The organism is Corynebacterium glaucum, assembly GCF_002287505.1.
Taxonomy (GTDB): Bacteria; Actinomycetota; Actinomycetes; order Mycobacteriales; family Mycobacteriaceae; genus Corynebacterium; species Corynebacterium glaucum.
Map to the genome: position 1 here is coordinate 1079726 of NZ_CP019688.1, position 13860 is coordinate 1093585.

Sequence of the window (13860 nt, forward strand, 5' to 3'; positions counted from 1 at the left end):
GTTACCCACCGTAGCGGTTTACGGGCGGTAATCGTGGTCGGAGATTCGTCGATAAGCAAGAGCTTGTCGACGGCTCTTAGGCACCTGTGGGAGCCGGAACACGTGCGCGACATTGACCTGCGGCGCAAGGCGGACGTAGTTCTCAGTGCCCCACGTGTAGGTTTCGCCCGTGATCATGTCGTGAACCTCGAACGGCTCGCCAGGGTTGAGGCCCAGCTCGGTCACATCGAGGCGCAGCGTGCCTTCCTGGGTGAAGTAAGGATCGAGGTTCACCACCACGAGCACGGCGTTGCCGGTGACCGCGTCGACCTTTGAGTAGGCGATGACGTTGTCGTTGGCGATGTCGTGGAAGCGGATGTTGCGCAGCTGCTGTAGCGCCGGGTTGTCGCGGCGGATCTGGTTGAGCAGCGCGAGGTAGGGCTCGAGGGATTCGCCGCGCTTCAGTGCCGCGTCGAAGTCGCGCGGACGCAGCTGGTACTTCTCGCTGTCCAGGTACTCCTCCGAGCCGTCGGCTACCGGTTCGTGCTCGTAGAGCTCGTAGCCGGAGTACACGCCCCATAGCGGGCTCATCGTTGCGGCCAGGGTGGCGCGCAGCGCGAACGTGGCAGGGCCGCCCTTCTGCAGGGACTCGTGGAGGATGTCGGGGGTGTTGACGAAGAGGTTGGGGCGGCTCACGTCTGCGACGTCGATGAGCAGCTGCGCGAAGTCGGTGAGCTCCGCTTTCGTCGTCTTCCAGGTGAAGTGGGTGTAGGACTGGCTGAATCCTGCCTTGGACAGGCCGTACATGCGCGGAGGACGGGTGAATGCCTCGGCCAGAAAGATCACGTCCGGGTCCGTCTCATGAACCTTGGAGATGAGCCAGTGCCAGAAATTCACTGGCTTGGTGTGCGGGTTGTCAACGCGGAAGGTGGTGATGCCCAAATCCACCCAGTACATGACCACGCGGTAGATCTCGTCGTAAATCGTCTCCGGGGCGTTGTCGAAGTTGATCGGGTAGATGTCCTGGTACTTCTTCGGCGGGTTCTCGGCGTAGGCGATGGTGCCGTCCGCGAGCACGGTAAAGAACTCCGGGTGCGCTTTCGCCCACGGGTGGTCGGGCGCGGCCTGCAGCGCGAGGTCGAGCGCGATCTCCAGACCCAGGTCAGTCGCGTGGTCGAGCATTTCGAGGAACTCTGCTTCGCCACCAAGTTCGGGGTGGAACGCGTCGTGGCCGCCGTCCTTGGAACCGATCGCCCAGGGCGAGCCCACGTCGTGCTCCTCCGGGGTCAGCGTGTTGTTGCGGCCTTTGCGGTTGATCTCACCGATCGGGTGGATCGGCGGGAAGTACACGGTGTCAAAGCCCATCGCGGCGACGCGATCGAGCGCCGCCGCGGTGGTGGCCCAGGTGCCGTGGACGGGGTTGCCGGCCTCGTCCACGCCGCCGGTGGATCGGGGAAAGAGTTCGTACCAGGAGTTGACCAGAGCTTCGCGGCGCTCCACCAGGATGTCGCAGATCGGGCCGTGGGAGATCAGCTCGCGCAACGGGAAGGCTTCGAGCGCTTCAAGCACCTCATCGGACAGGCCGGCTTCGACTCGGGTGCGCAGGTCCAAGGTGCCGTCGGCAAGCACCTTGCGTGCGTGCTCGAGTACCTCCCGCTCGGTGCGGGCTGCCTGCTCTGCCGCTTTGTCGAACAGGAGGATGCCGTGAGCGAGGTCATTGGCCATTTCTGCCTCGGTCTGGCCGGCGAGGAGCTTCTTGGACACCGCGTTGCGCCAGGTGGCCATGACGTCGCTCCACGCGTCGACGCGGAAGCGCCACAGCCCCTGCTCATCCGGCACGAAAATGGCGTGAACGTAGTCGGGGCGGTAAACCTCCTGCTCCATGGGTACGGAGTACTGCTCGCCGCTCGGTGCGGTGAGCTGGAGCGTAGCGCCGACGGCATCGTGCCCTTCGCGCCACACCAGCGCGGAAACCGGAACGACTTCCCCCACAACCGCCTTCGCGGGCAGCGTGCGACCTGAAACCTGGGGGCGGACATCATCAATACCGAAGCGGGCGACCATGGCGTTATCCTTCGTACTTGCTTATTGCTTGCGTTTTCCGCGCGTGCACGTTCAGGCCAAGCGTAGCGAAGCAGCAGGGTTTTGACCGGTTAACTCCCGCGCCACTTTCCACACAACCGCGCCCAAATAGGCCAAAATAGGACAGGTGAGTACGGAAACGACGCAAACAGCTCAGACGCAACCCACCACGGATGAGGATCTGCTCATCGACTTCCAGAACGTCTCCTTCGTCCGCGGAGGAAAGACGCTCGTGGGACCGGTGGATTGGCAGGTCGAGCTGGATGAGCGCTGGGTGGTCGTCGGCCCGAACGGCGCAGGCAAAACCACGCTGATCCGAATGGCATCGGCGCAGGAGTTTCCGTCCTCGGGCGTGGCCTTTGTGCTCGGGGAGCAGCTGGGCAAGACCGACATGCGCGATCTGCGTGCGGCGATCGGCATCACCTCGTCCGCCATCGCCCAGCGTGTTCCTGACGACGAGAAGGTCGGCGACTTAGTGGTCTCCGCCGGCTACGCGATCATGGGCCGCTGGCGCGAAGAGTACGAAGGCATGGACTACGAACAGGCGCTTGAGGTGCTCGAGCAGGTCGGTGCGATGCACCTGATCGACCGGACGTGGGGGACGCTTTCGGACGGCGAGCGTAAGCGCGTCCTGGTCGCGCGCGCAGTGATGACCAACCCGGAGCTTCTGATCCTGGACGAGCCGGCGGCCGGCATGGACTTGGGCGGGCGCGAAGATCTCATCGGCTACCTCGGCGATCTCGCGCTCGACCCGGACGCCCCGGCGATTGTGATGATCACCCACCACCTCGAGGAAATCCCTTTCGGTTTCACACACGCCATGCTTCTCGACGAAGGGTCGGTGGTCGCCCAAGGCTTAATCGAGGACGTTCTCACCTCCGAGAATGTCTCGAAGGCGTACCACCAGCCGATCGAGGTGACGTACGACGATGGCCGCTACTTCGCGCGCCGGGCACGCAAAGGCCGCGGGGGCGCGCACCGCGCTTAAACGCTGCGCGTCGCCGCACACGGCACCCAGGCTCGGCTGAGCCGGTATGAGTAGTGGTGGCACCACAAATGGAGCCGCGGATGAATGCGTAGGGAGGTGATGGTCGATGGAAAGGGCGGAAAAGCGCCGAACCGGTGCCGTGTCCACGGACGCCGGTGACACCATCGACGTCACCGAAACCAGCGGCTTCGGCGGCGCGCGACTATCCGCCACGGTGATCCTCATGCGCGATCGCACCGAAGGCTTCGAAGTCTGGGTCCAAGAGCGCGTGCTCAGCATGCCGAACTACCCAGGCATCACCGTCTTTCCCGGCGGCGGTGTGGACACGCGCGACTTCCCCGGGCGCTCCTGGGACGACGGCGAGCTATGGACCGGGCGCTCCGCCATCTCGCTCGCCCGCCAGCTCGGCTTGACCAAGTACAAGGCGCACGCGGTGATGTTCGCCGCGGTGCGCGAGCTCTTCGAAGAAACCGGCATTTTCCTCGCCGTCGACCACTACGGCAACCTGCTCGAGGACGCGAGCATCTTCCACGAGCACCGCAACGCGCTGGAAGAGCACACCATCTCCCTCACCGACGTGCTCCAACACAACGACCTGCGGGTCAACGGCGACCTGCTCACTCCGTACGCGCGCTGGATCGGCAAGTCCGAACGCGGCAACTGGTTCGACACCTTCTCATTCCTCGCCGTGAACCCAGAGGGCCAGGAGCCCGACGGCAACACAGGCGAGGCCGACGACGCCAACTGGTTCCCGCCGCAATTGCTTGTCGACGGCTGGCGCGCCGGCCTCGTCCGCTTTGCCCCCTCCACCTGGATGCACCTGCTCGACCTTGCCAAGTTCGAAAGCGTCGCAGAGGTCCTCGCGGCGAAGCAGAACGCCACCATCACCCCGATCGTGGATGAGCAGCACGTAGACCACGAGGGCATGAAGGAGTTTCTCCACCGCGCACCGAAAGATCGGATCGGGCGGCGCATTGAGTTTTAGCCTTGAAGAGGTCGCGTTCCTCGCGGCCAACGCGCAGCGCATCGAGACCATCGCGCCTGAAATCGCGCTGACGAAGCAGTCCGTCTTCGCCGACCGTGCCGTGCTCGACCGCGAATTCGGCGACTACGCGCGCGCGGTGAGTGTGCTCATTTACGCCCAGCGCGCGGCCGTCGGCAAGCTCCCTGCTCACTGGTTGACTGATTACGATGCGGCGCAGCAGGCCACCCCGCGTGCTGTGGCCGATGTGCGTGCCGGGCACGTGCGCGAGGCGGGTGCGACGCTGGTCCACGATGTGACCTGTTCCGTTGGCTCCGAGGCCCCCGCGTTCGCCGACGCCGGCCTCGCCTGGCTGGGCTCCGACCTCGACCGCTCCCGCATTGCTATGGCCCGCCACAACCTCGGAGACTTAGCGTGGCTCGCCGTGGCGGACGCGCTTGCGCCCGCGAGCCGCGCCGATGTGGTGGTCGCCGACCCTGCCCGGCGCGCGGACGGCAAGCGCATCACCGACCCCGCCAAGCTGATCCCGCCGCTGCCTGACCTCCTCGGCGCGCACGCCGGGCGCGAGCTGGCCGTGAAATGCGCGCCGGGCATCGACTACTCCGAGTGGGACGGCCTGGTCAGCGTCGTCTCCGTCGACGGCGGCGTCAAGGAAGCCTGCCTGTACACCCCAGGCTTCGGCCGCGGGCGCGAGGCGGTCGTGCTCAAGGAAGGCTTCGAAGAACGATGCTTATCGACGGCCCCTTCAACCGCCCCAGTCGAACCACCAGGCGCCTTCATCATCGAGCCGGATGGAGCCGTGATCCGCGCCGGGCTGGTTTCGCACTGGGCGACGCGGCACGGGCTGTGGATGCTGGATGAGCACATCGCGTTCTTGTCCGGCGACACCATCCCGTCCGGCTACTCGGGCTTTCCGTTCATCGAGGCAGTGCCGCTGAAAAAGCTGCGCACCGCGCTCGCCGCGCATGGGGCCTCGAGCGTGGAGATCCTCGTGCGCGGCGTCGACGTGGACCCCGACCAGCTCCGCGCGAAGCTCAAACTCAAGGGCGGTAAAGGCGGCAAGGCCGGCAAGGGCGGCGCGAAACTCAGCGGCGGCGCGGCACCGATGGCGGTGGTCATCGCGCGCATCGGCGACTCTGCGGTCGCCCACATCTGCGGCCCCCGCGTCCATGCTTAACCCCAACTTTTCAGCACCAAGTTGGTGTTCTTGGCGGAGTTAAACACCAACTTGGTGCTCAAGAGTTGGTGCTAAAGAGTTGGTGCTCAAGCGTTGGGGTTGGACGCCGCCGGCCACTGACAGACGGATCTCGGGACGGAAGGTGCGAGGTCTAGGCTGGGGTGCCATGACCTACCTCGACTACGCGGCGACGAGTCCGATGCGCCAGTGCGCGATCGACGCTTGGCGCGAGCACGCGGGCGCGCTCAACCCTGGCAGCCAGTACGCCTCCGGGCGCAAGGCGAACGCGGTGCTCCAAGAGGCCCGCGAGCAGATCGCTGAGCTGCTCGGCGCGGATCCGGTCGAGGTGGTCTTCACCGGCTCGGGCACCGAGGCGAACAACATTGGGGTGCGCGGGCTCTACGCCGCCAGCCGAGCCCGCGCCGGTGACGCTGCACCGAACCGCGTGGTCGCGAGCACCATCGAGCACCCCGCAGTGCTCGAGTCGGTGCGTGCGCTCGAAGCCGCAGGCGCCGACGTCGCGTGGCTATCGGCAGGCCGAGACGGCCACGTCACCGACCTCACCCCGCTAGATACCCCGGCGGCGGTGGCGACCCTGATGTGGGCGAACAACGAATCCGGCGCGATCCAGCCAGTACAGGAGGCCGCCGAACGTGCCGCCGCCCACCACACGCCGCTGCACGTCGACGCAGTCCAGGTGGTTGGCAAGCTCCCCGTGGACTTTCACGCCCTCGGCGCCACGACGCTCGCGGCCAGCGCCCACAAGTTCGGTGGCCCGCGCGGCACGGGCATCCTCCTGGCCAAGCGCTCTCCTGCACCGCAGCCGGTCATCGTCGGCGGGGGACAGGAGCGCGGCATCCGCTCCGGCACCGTCGATGTCGCCTCCGCCGCAGCCACCGCGGCAGCGCTCGCCGAGGCCACCCGAGAGATGGAGCAGGAACAGACCAGGATCGCAACGCTTCGCGACGACTTCGCCAACCGCGTCCTCCGCCAAATCCCCGCCGCGGTCCTAACCACGCAAGAGCCCGCGCTCCCAGGCCACGCGCACTTCCTGTTCCCGGGCGCGAACGCGGACGCGATGATCATGTTGCTGGATTCGCGCGGGATCGAAGTCTCCACCGGCTCCGCCTGCGCGGCAGGTGTGACGCGTTTTAGTCACGTTGTCGAGGCGATGGGCTACACCGAGGCCGAAGGTGGCGGTGCCCTTCGCGTCACGCTGGGGGAGGGGACGGTGCAAGGGGACGTCGATAAGCTCTTGCTCGAACTTCCCGAGGTGGTGCGACGCGCGCGCGATGTGGGACTGCTGTGAATCGTGTGTCTTTTGTGACTAAAGGGGCGAATCGGCGTTACACTCGCGCCCATGTATGCGCGCAGTCGAACCAACCATGCCCTCACCGCCGCAGTGCTCGCGGTGGTCATGGCCTTCACCTCTTTGCTTGCTCCCGCGACCGCTCAGGCGCAGACGCTGCCGGGTCTGGTCTCCGGCGTGGATGTCGCCGGGCACCAGCGTCCGGGCGGTGCGCCGATCAACTGGCGGCAGGTCTCCGGCCCCGGCGGGCAGCAATTCGCGTTTGTGAAGGCGTCGGAGGGCAGCGACTGGAAGAACGACTTCTACGACGAGGACGCCCAGGCCGCAGCCGATGCCGGCATGCAGGTCGGCGCTTACCACTACGCGCGCCCCGCGGGCGATCCGCTCGCGCAGGCCCGCTTCTTCGCCTCCGTGATCAACGATGGCCCGGCCACCCAGCTACCGCCGGTGCTTGACCTCGAGGTCGACGAGGGCCTCGGCCCGCTACAGCTCGCGGCCTGGACCAGCATCTTCCTCAAGGAAGTCGAAGCCCAGACCGGCACTAAGCCGATGATCTACACCTACCGCTACTTCTGGTACGAGCACATGAACAACACCGACGCGTTCACGGACTACCCGCTGTGGCTCGCGGCGTACCAGAACCAGCCGCCGCGTCCCGTCGGTGGGTGGGACAAGCTGAGCTTTTGGCAGCGCAGCGATTCGGGCCGCGTCGCCGGCATCAACACCCCGGTGGACATGAACCTGTTCAACGGCACCAACTCCCAGCTCGGCCAGTTCGCCGGCGGCAACTACAGCGCAGGCGGCGGCGTGCTGGAGGCGTTCCAGGTGCCGGATTCCGACGAGCTGCGCGTGCTCGAGCAGGACAACACCAAGCTTGTCCTGGCCATCCTTGCGCTCGCGGGCGGCGCGTTCGGCATCAGCCAGCTCACCGAGGCTGCGGACCAGGCCGGCTTCGGCGCCACCGATGCCCGCAACATCGCCGGCCACGTGCAGAAGTTGGCCAACGAGGGCGAGCTCCCGCTCGACGACCTGGCCAAGATGGTCATCGGCGAGTACCAGATCGGCGACCTGCTCATCCTTCTCGATAACGCCGCGAAATAGAGCTTTTTCGCTTATCGACGACTCCCCGGGGCGCTAGACCCCGGGGCCTTCTGTGTCCGGCTTGCAATCCTCCGGGTCGCGGCGAGCGACTCCCTGCGCAGCCAGTGAGCGTGCCCACGCCTCATCCTTGAACTGCGCCGGCACCGCGCCCATGAGCAGGTTGCGCGTGAGCTCTGGGGTCGCCTCAACTGGCTGATTCGCACCGATGAGCACGATGTTGCCGTAGCGCCGGCCCTTGAGCATCGGCGGGTCCGCGATCGCTGCGACGTGCGGCCACACCTCCACCATGCCGGCCAGCTCATCTTTCGCTTCCTTCAAGTCCGCGTGCGAGCCGCAGTTCGCCAGGTACACACCACGCTCGCTTAACGACGCCCGCGCCGCCCCGTAAAACTCCACGGTGGTCAAGTTCCGGGGAGTCGTGGCCGACGTGAAGACGTCGCGGATAATCACATCGCGCGTCGCCGGTTTGAAGCCGTCAGTTTCTTCGCGCGCTTCGCCCACGCGGATCTTGACCGCGGGGGCGCGGGGGACGTCGAAAAGCTCGCGGGCGAGCACCGCGAGCTCCGAGTCGATTTCGACGACCGTGTTGCGCGAGCCTTTCCAGGCGTGTGCAAAGTACCGCGGCATGGTGCAAGCTGCACCGCCGAGGTGGGTGAGCCGGGCTTTGTCTTTGGGGCCAGCGGCGTATACGTCATCGATGAAGTCAACCATCCAGCGCATGTACTCAAAGTCGAGCCGCTCGGGGTCCCCGGGCACGATGTGCGAGCTAGGAACCCCGTTGACCAGGAGCACCATGGAGCCGTCGGGTTCGTGGAGTACCTCGGCGATTCCGGTGTCGATCTCGTAGAACTCGCTTTTCTCTGCCATGGTGCGAGGGTACCCGCCCGTCCCACTCGCCCTGCTTACAGGCGGGCATCGGCGCGCCGCAGATACACCACGGACGCGAACCACCCGACGATGATCATGAGCGCCGATGCCGCGACGACGGTGAAGACGGTGCTGGCTGTCAAAGCACCTGCGTCGGCAACCGCCGAGCTGCCGAGCCATAACGTGTCCGAGAGCAGGGCAGGAGGCAGGAAGAACTTCACACCAGGAGCACCAGAGGCGAGTGCTCCGAACGACACGATGGCAACAACCAGACCGATCGCGATTGGTGCCGCGAAGTTGCGGATCACCATGGACAGCAGCGATTGCCATGAGGCCACCGCTGTCGCCGGCGCTAACGCGAGCAGCGCGGATGCAAGGAACTCCCGCGGGATGTTGCCCGGGATGCCCAGCAGCCAACCGCCCACGAGCGCGAGGAGGATCAGCACACCGTGCATTGCCGCGATCGCGATGGTCGTCGATGCGACCTTCGATGCCACGAGGCTGCCCTCCGAACAAGTAGAGGTGAGCATGGTGAGCCAGTTGTGGCCGCGGTGTTCGACTCGCCATGCGGCTGCAGCGAGGATGGCGACACCGGCCGTCATGAAGATCAGCCCGTAGAAGAGCATGATCTGGGAGAGGTAGCTGTCCCAGCCCGCGCTGAGCATCTCCGTGTTCACGGTGTAGTTACCTGCGCCGATGGCGACGGCGATGAGCGGGACGAGCAAAATGACGGCCCAGATGTGTGAACGGCGGAACTTCAGCAGGTCGTTTCGAATCAAGTTCACGGCCTAGATCTCCTTTCGATCCAACACTTTGGTGCCGGCGCCGAAGAGCGCAGAAACAATCACGAGGTAGCCAGCCCACAGCGGCCAGTGCGCCTGCACCGCTTCGACACCAGATTCGGCGAAGTTGAACGGGGTGAGCACGGCGAAGTAGCCGAACGGGTTTATCGCGGCCAACCAGGTGGGGGAGAGCAGCGCGGCGATGCCCAAGAACCCGCCGACGACTCCGACGGCAAGGACCACAATCTGCGAGTCAACGATCGCGGCGAGGAAGAGCATCACGGCAAGCAGGGCAAGGCTGGTGCCGGTTGCCCCAAGGCCGAAACTAAACCACGTCCCAAGCATTTCGCCGTCCGGCGCCGGCGCACCGAGCGCAATCGGCAGCCCCAGCACTGCCGCGAACTCGATGGCTTTCAGCACGGCCACAATCAGCCCGGCGACGCCGAACTTGCGCACCAGCAACGCACCGGGTCTCGTGCCCGCGACGGCGTTCAACCGCCAGCCGCCGCTTGCGTGCTCCGCGTCCACAACTCGGCTGGCGATCAGGGCCAGCTGCAACGGCGCGAGAAACGCCTGCGCCATGGAAAAGCCGACGAGGTAGCCACCCCAGGACGAGTGTGGGTCGGCCATGAACTGTTCGATCTGCCCGCCGGCGAAGAGGTTCATGCTGGCGAACAAGATGATGCCGGCCGAAAGCACCAGCCCAAGCAGCAAGGTCTTGGTGCGGCGAAGTTTCGCGATCTCGATCATCATGCGCTCAGCGCCTCCCGTCCGGTCAAGCCGATGAACACTTCCTCCAGGCTGCGGCGCTTGCGCACCACCTGGTGCAGCGGGATTCCGTGGGACACCAGCTGCGCACAGACTTCGGCGACTTGCTCGTCGGTCAGGCCGGAGAGCTCCAACCCGCCGTCGGCGGGCGCAGGATGCAAACCGCGCAGCACCTCAGCCGCAATCGAGGCGGCCGGGGTTTGGATGAAGACGTCGGGCAACTGGGCGTCGTAAAGCTCCTGCTGCGAACCCTGAAAGACGCACCGACCTTGATTGATGATGGTGAGGTGCGAGGCCATCTTTTCAATCTCCGAGAGCAAGTGGCTGGAGACGAGCACCGTGCGGCCCTGCTCGCGCGCGAGGCTGACGATGAGCTCGCGGATCTCTTCGATGCCGGCCGGGTCGAGGCCGTTGGTGGGCTCGTCGAGGATGAGCAGCTGCGGGTCGCGCGCGAGCGCCATGGCGATGCCCAGGCGCTGTTTCATGCCCAGCGAGTAGTTCTTCACCAGCTTGTCCATCTGGTTTTCCAGCCGGACCAGCTCGATCGCTTGCTGCGTGTGCGCGGGATCGGCGTTGAGCAGGCGGGTGGCAATGCGCATGTTTTCCCCGCCGGTGAGGTGCGGGTACGCGGAGGGCGCCTCGATGAGCGAACCGACGCCGGTGAGCACCTGGGTGCGGGTAGCAGCGGTCATCGGCTGGCCGAGCATCGTGATTTCGCCGCTCGTCGGAGCGATAAGGCCCAGCAACATCTTCATCGTGGTGGATTTGCCGGAACCGTTGGGCCCGAGCAGACCGTGCACCACGCCGGGCGCGACCTCCAGGTTGAGGTTGTTCACCACGGGCGTGTTGCCGTAGGTCTTGGTCAGACCCCGCGTTGCAATGATTGGTTGTGTGTCCATGGGTCCCAGGTTTCCGCAGATCAGGGGCTCGGCACATCGGCGCCGGGCACGATTTCGGCGGTGATACCCGGGTATGACGTGACCGGGCTTAAGAATCCAGCAAGTCCGCGCGCTCGACCAGCCCGGTCCGGTACGCGAACAGCGCCGCGTGCACCCGGTCCCGCGAGCCCGTCTTCGCCAGCACGCGCCCCACGTGCGTCTTCACCGTCGGCATCGAGATGAACATCCGCTCGGCGATCTCGGTGTTCGTCCACCCTCGCCCCATCGCCACCAGCACCTCGCGCTCGCGTTCGGTCAGCTCGTCCAGCGCGAGCCGGTCAGCAGGGGAAAGGGTCAAGGTCTGCTCGGGAGCTTCATTGAGCTTTGCGACGACCCGGTTAGTCGCCTTGGGAGAAATCACCGCGTCCCCGGCGGCGACCGTGCGAATCGCGTCGAGGAGTGCCTCCGGCTCGGCGTCTTTGAGGAGGAACCCGCTCGCGCCGGCTGCCAGTCCGCCGAGCACGTAATCCTCGTCGTCGAAGGTGGTCAAGATGATGACCTTCGTGTCCGGGTGGCGCTGGGTGAGTTGGCGCGTCGCGGCAATGCCGTCGAGGACCGGCATCTGCACGTCCATGAGCACGATGTCGATTGGCTGTTCCGCGGCGTTAGTCAGCGCCTCCTCGCCGTTAGCAGCGAGCCAACGGACTTCCAAGTCTGGCTGGGAATCGATCACGCCGCGGATGCCGTGGAGGAACAGAGCCTGGTCGTCGGCGAGGCCGATGGTGTGGGTGTTCACTGGGCCACCTCCCGCGGAGCATCGGTTCTGCGCAGCGGAATCGTCGCCTCTGTCACCCAGGTGTTGGTCTCGGTAGGGGCGGCGGTGACGAAGCCGTCGATAAGCGATGCTCTCTCCTGCATGCCTTGCAAACCGGTGCCGGGTGAGGGGAGAGTTCCGCGCGGCGGAATCGGGTTGGTTGTACGGACTATGACGTTGTCCTCGTTCCAGTCGACAGTGAGCTGGGCGGTGCCGGTGCCGTGTTTGAGTGCGTTGGTGAGCGATTCCTGGATGATGCGTTGCACCGCGAGCGTGGTGGCGGGGGCGAGGCCCGCGGGTGGTTGGCCGTGGGTGGTGCAGTCGACGTCGAGTCCGCCGGCGCGGCTGGTGGCGACGAGCTGGTCGATGTCGAGGTTTTCGACGAGCGGGGTGACGGGGCGCTGCTCTGCACCCCGGAGCAGGCCAACGACGCCGCGCATTTGCTTCAGGGAATCGCGGCCGACCTTGGCAATAGTGCGCAGAGCTTCGTCTTTGGTTTCGGTGCGAGCGGCGTTGTCGGGTGCGCCGGCGTAGAGTGCGCCGTCGGCCTGCGCGACGATAACGGTGAGCGAGTGGGTGACAATGTCGTGGATCTCGCGGGCAAGGTGGGCGCGCTGTTCCTCGGATGCGCGCTCGAATTCTTCCCGCTGGCGTTCCAGCCGTGCCTGGAGCTCTTTTTCTGCGGTCTCTTCGGCGCGGCGGCGCAGTTCACCGAAGAGGCTCGCGGCGGTGAGGAGCGTAACGCTCCAGGCGATATACGGGGCTCGCTCTGCCAGTGTCAGCGCGGTGAGCGTCGGTGAAATGAGAGTCAGTGCGACGATGTCGCCGACAAACAGGGCGGCGGTAATCAGGTCGCGGTGCGGCGAGGGCAGGTGGCGGCGGGCGACGTAGGCGGCAAAGGGTGCGAGCGCGACCGAGCCGGTGGGCAACGTTGGCCTGAACGCGCAGACTGCGAGCGCTGCGGTGATAGTTGCGACGGTGAGTAGCGGCCACCGCCCGCGCGTGAACGGAGCTGCGAAAGCGCAGAGCAGGAGCACCACATCTAGCGTGATGTGGCCTGAGGGTTGGAATCCGCCGAGCAAGCATGCAAACGCGAGTCCTGCGGCGAGAGCCAGGTCTCGGTATCGGGGCCAGCGAAGCGACGTTTGCTCATGCATGCCATCCCACGCTAGTCACCGCTCAGGCCGATCACGTCATACTCCAGTATCATCTCGCGCTGTCGTGTAGTGTACCTGTGACCCGATTGGCTCTGAGTGGCTGCTTCAGCCATGAAACGTGAAAGTAGCCCCGAACTTGGAAGTTCGAGGCTACTTCTTCGTAGGTCCCTGAGGGAGGTGTTACCACCCACGATCCTCAGCGGCTCTGTGCTACATAGGCTACATGGCCGAAGCCTCAAATTCAATCAGTACTGAAGACGCGTGGCGAATTCGATCGGTGTTGAGTCCACCCCGGCTCAGCACCTATGAGCCTCCATCAGTCACTGCTAAACCTGGCGAGACCTCGGTCCAGGCCGCTGTTCGACTTTATCAGTGGAACGCGGAGGTTAGTGCGGCGTTCTGGCCAGTCATCAACGTATTTGAGGTCGCAGTCAGAAACGCCATCTCGACAGTAATCAGTCAAGTACACGGTCAAGACTGGGCCCATGATCCGAGTTTCATTAATAAGCTTCCTAATCCTACGGGGCCGGTTTACAACCCCCGCAAGGATCTGAAAAGGATGGCTGATCTCCACAAAACGACCGGCAAGGTTATCCCTGAGCTGAAAATGAGCTTCTGGGAGAAAATGTTAACTAAACGCCACGACGGGGACTTCTGGAGCCTCTACATGAACGTAGGTTTTCCCTACCTTCCTCCCGGATCCCATCAAGCCCATCGAAATGAGCTCCGCAGTAGGTACGAACGGGTGCGAAAGATGAGAAACCGGCTTGGCCATCACGAGGCCATTTTCGATTCGACTCGCTTTAGTCTTCACGCGATCTTCTTCGACATGGTCCAAGTTCTTGAGTGGCGTGAACCTGAAGTGAGCGATTGGGTGATGCAATTCGAGTTAGTTCAACAGACGCTCACGAAAAGACCAACGTAGTTTGGCCCAAACGCGGATTTTTGGGGACTTGAAGTTGGCTGACTACACTGC

Annotated in this window: 13 protein-coding genes; 6 read left to right on the forward strand and 7 right to left on the reverse strand. The window is 64.9% G+C overall.

All coding sequences use genetic code 11. The features are described 5' to 3' along the window. Positions 1 to 18 precede the first annotated feature (18 nt). Positions 19 to 2043, reverse strand: coding sequence for a maltotransferase domain-containing protein (locus tag CGLAU_RS05310; protein WP_095659786.1), 2025 nt, complete (start codon positions 2041 to 2043; stop codon positions 19 to 21). A 145-nt stretch (positions 2044 to 2188) separates the two neighbouring features. On the opposite strand from CGLAU_RS05310, the gene CGLAU_RS05315 reads away from it, so the two are divergent. The 5 genes from CGLAU_RS05315 to CGLAU_RS05335 all read left to right on the forward strand — a co-directional run bounded on the left by CGLAU_RS05315 (position 2189) and on the right by CGLAU_RS05335 (position 7618). Continuing rightward, positions 2189 to 3049, forward strand: a complete 861-nt coding sequence (locus CGLAU_RS05315; RefSeq protein ID WP_198305036.1) for an ABC transporter ATP-binding protein — start codon at positions 2189 to 2191, stop codon at positions 3047 to 3049. Positions 3050 to 3155: 106 nt separating this feature from the next. After that, positions 3156 to 4034, forward strand: a complete 879-nt coding sequence (locus CGLAU_RS05320; RefSeq protein ID WP_232507217.1) for an NUDIX hydrolase — start codon at positions 3156 to 3158, stop codon at positions 4032 to 4034. Further along, complete coding sequence (locus CGLAU_RS05325; RefSeq protein WP_095659788.1) at positions 4024 to 5208, forward strand: THUMP-like domain-containing protein; 1185 nt, start codon at positions 4024 to 4026, stop codon at positions 5206 to 5208. Before CGLAU_RS05320 ends, CGLAU_RS05325 begins: the two co-directional genes overlap by 11 nt. 166 nt (positions 5209 to 5374) lie before the next feature. Continuing rightward, positions 5375 to 6517, forward strand: coding sequence for a cysteine desulfurase family protein (locus CGLAU_RS05330; protein WP_095659789.1), 1143 nt, complete (start codon positions 5375 to 5377; stop codon positions 6515 to 6517). Positions 6518 to 6568: 51 nt separating this feature from the next. Then, the gene (locus tag CGLAU_RS05335; protein WP_095659790.1) at positions 6569 to 7618 is read left to right on the forward strand and encodes a glycoside hydrolase family 25 protein; all 1050 of its coding nucleotides are present in this window, start codon (positions 6569 to 6571) and stop codon (positions 7616 to 7618) included. Positions 7619 to 7651: 33 nt separating this feature from the next. Here the strand turns inward: CGLAU_RS05335 and CGLAU_RS05340 are convergent, their stop codons facing one another. The 6 genes from CGLAU_RS05340 to CGLAU_RS05365 form a co-directional block, all read right to left on the reverse strand. Continuing rightward, complete coding sequence (locus CGLAU_RS05340) at positions 7652 to 8485, reverse strand: spermidine synthase (protein ID WP_095659791.1); 834 nt, start codon at positions 8483 to 8485, stop codon at positions 7652 to 7654. Positions 8486 to 8520: 35 nt separating this feature from the next. Beyond that, entirely contained in the window at positions 8521 to 9270 is a 750-nt protein-coding gene (locus CGLAU_RS05345) for an ABC transporter permease (RefSeq protein WP_232507218.1), read from the reverse strand. Between the two features lie 3 nt (positions 9271 to 9273). Continuing rightward, the gene (locus tag CGLAU_RS05350) at positions 9274 to 10020 is read right to left on the reverse strand and encodes an ABC transporter permease (protein WP_095659792.1); all 747 of its coding nucleotides are present in this window, start codon (positions 10018 to 10020) and stop codon (positions 9274 to 9276) included. After that, positions 10017 to 10934, reverse strand: coding sequence for an ABC transporter ATP-binding protein (locus tag CGLAU_RS05355; protein ID WP_095659793.1), 918 nt, complete (start codon positions 10932 to 10934; stop codon positions 10017 to 10019). The genes CGLAU_RS05350 and CGLAU_RS05355 overlap by 4 nt, the downstream gene beginning before the upstream one ends. Before the next feature lie 88 nt (positions 10935 to 11022). Then, positions 11023 to 11709: a response regulator gene (locus CGLAU_RS05360; RefSeq protein ID WP_095659794.1), complete on the reverse strand. Its 687-nt coding sequence runs from the start codon at positions 11707 to 11709 to the stop codon at positions 11023 to 11025. Next, positions 11706 to 12884 (reverse strand): sensor histidine kinase, encoded by a 1179-nt coding sequence (locus CGLAU_RS05365; protein WP_095659795.1) that lies wholly within the window; start codon positions 12882 to 12884, stop codon positions 11706 to 11708. The genes CGLAU_RS05360 and CGLAU_RS05365 overlap by 4 nt, the downstream gene beginning before the upstream one ends. A 223-nt stretch (positions 12885 to 13107) precedes the next feature. Between CGLAU_RS05365 and CGLAU_RS05370 the strand changes: the two genes are divergently transcribed. Further along, positions 13108 to 13809, forward strand: a complete 702-nt coding sequence (locus CGLAU_RS05370; RefSeq protein WP_095659796.1) for an Abi family protein — start codon at positions 13108 to 13110, stop codon at positions 13807 to 13809. Positions 13810 to 13860: the final 51 nt, after the last annotated feature.

Bases quoted from the DNA above. Each gene is read 5' to 3' on its own strand.
- CGLAU_RS05365 (WP_095659795.1), bottom strand. From the start codon at position 12,884: ATGCATGAGCAAACGTCGCTTCGCTGGCCCCGATACCGAGACCTGGCT.
- CGLAU_RS05320 (WP_232507217.1), top strand. From the start codon at position 3,156: ATGGAAAGGGCGGAAAAGCGCCGAACCGGTGCCGTGTCCACGGACGCC.
- CGLAU_RS05355 (WP_095659793.1), bottom strand. From the start codon at position 10,934: ATGGACACACAACCAATCATTGCAACGCGGGGTCTGACCAAGACCTAC.
- CGLAU_RS05310 (WP_095659786.1), bottom strand. From the start codon at position 2,043: ATGGTCGCCCGCTTCGGTATTGATGATGTCCGCCCCCAGGTTTCAGGT.
- CGLAU_RS05330 (WP_095659789.1), top strand. From the start codon at position 5,375: ATGACCTACCTCGACTACGCGGCGACGAGTCCGATGCGCCAGTGCGCG.
- CGLAU_RS05370 (WP_095659796.1), top strand. From the start codon at position 13,108: ATGGCCGAAGCCTCAAATTCAATCAGTACTGAAGACGCGTGGCGAATT.
- CGLAU_RS05350 (WP_095659792.1), bottom strand. From the start codon at position 10,020: ATGATGATCGAGATCGCGAAACTTCGCCGCACCAAGACCTTGCTGCTT.
- CGLAU_RS05335 (WP_095659790.1), top strand. From the start codon at position 6,569: ATGTATGCGCGCAGTCGAACCAACCATGCCCTCACCGCCGCAGTGCTC.
- CGLAU_RS05340 (WP_095659791.1), bottom strand. From the start codon at position 8,485: ATGGCAGAGAAAAGCGAGTTCTACGAGATCGACACCGGAATCGCCGAG.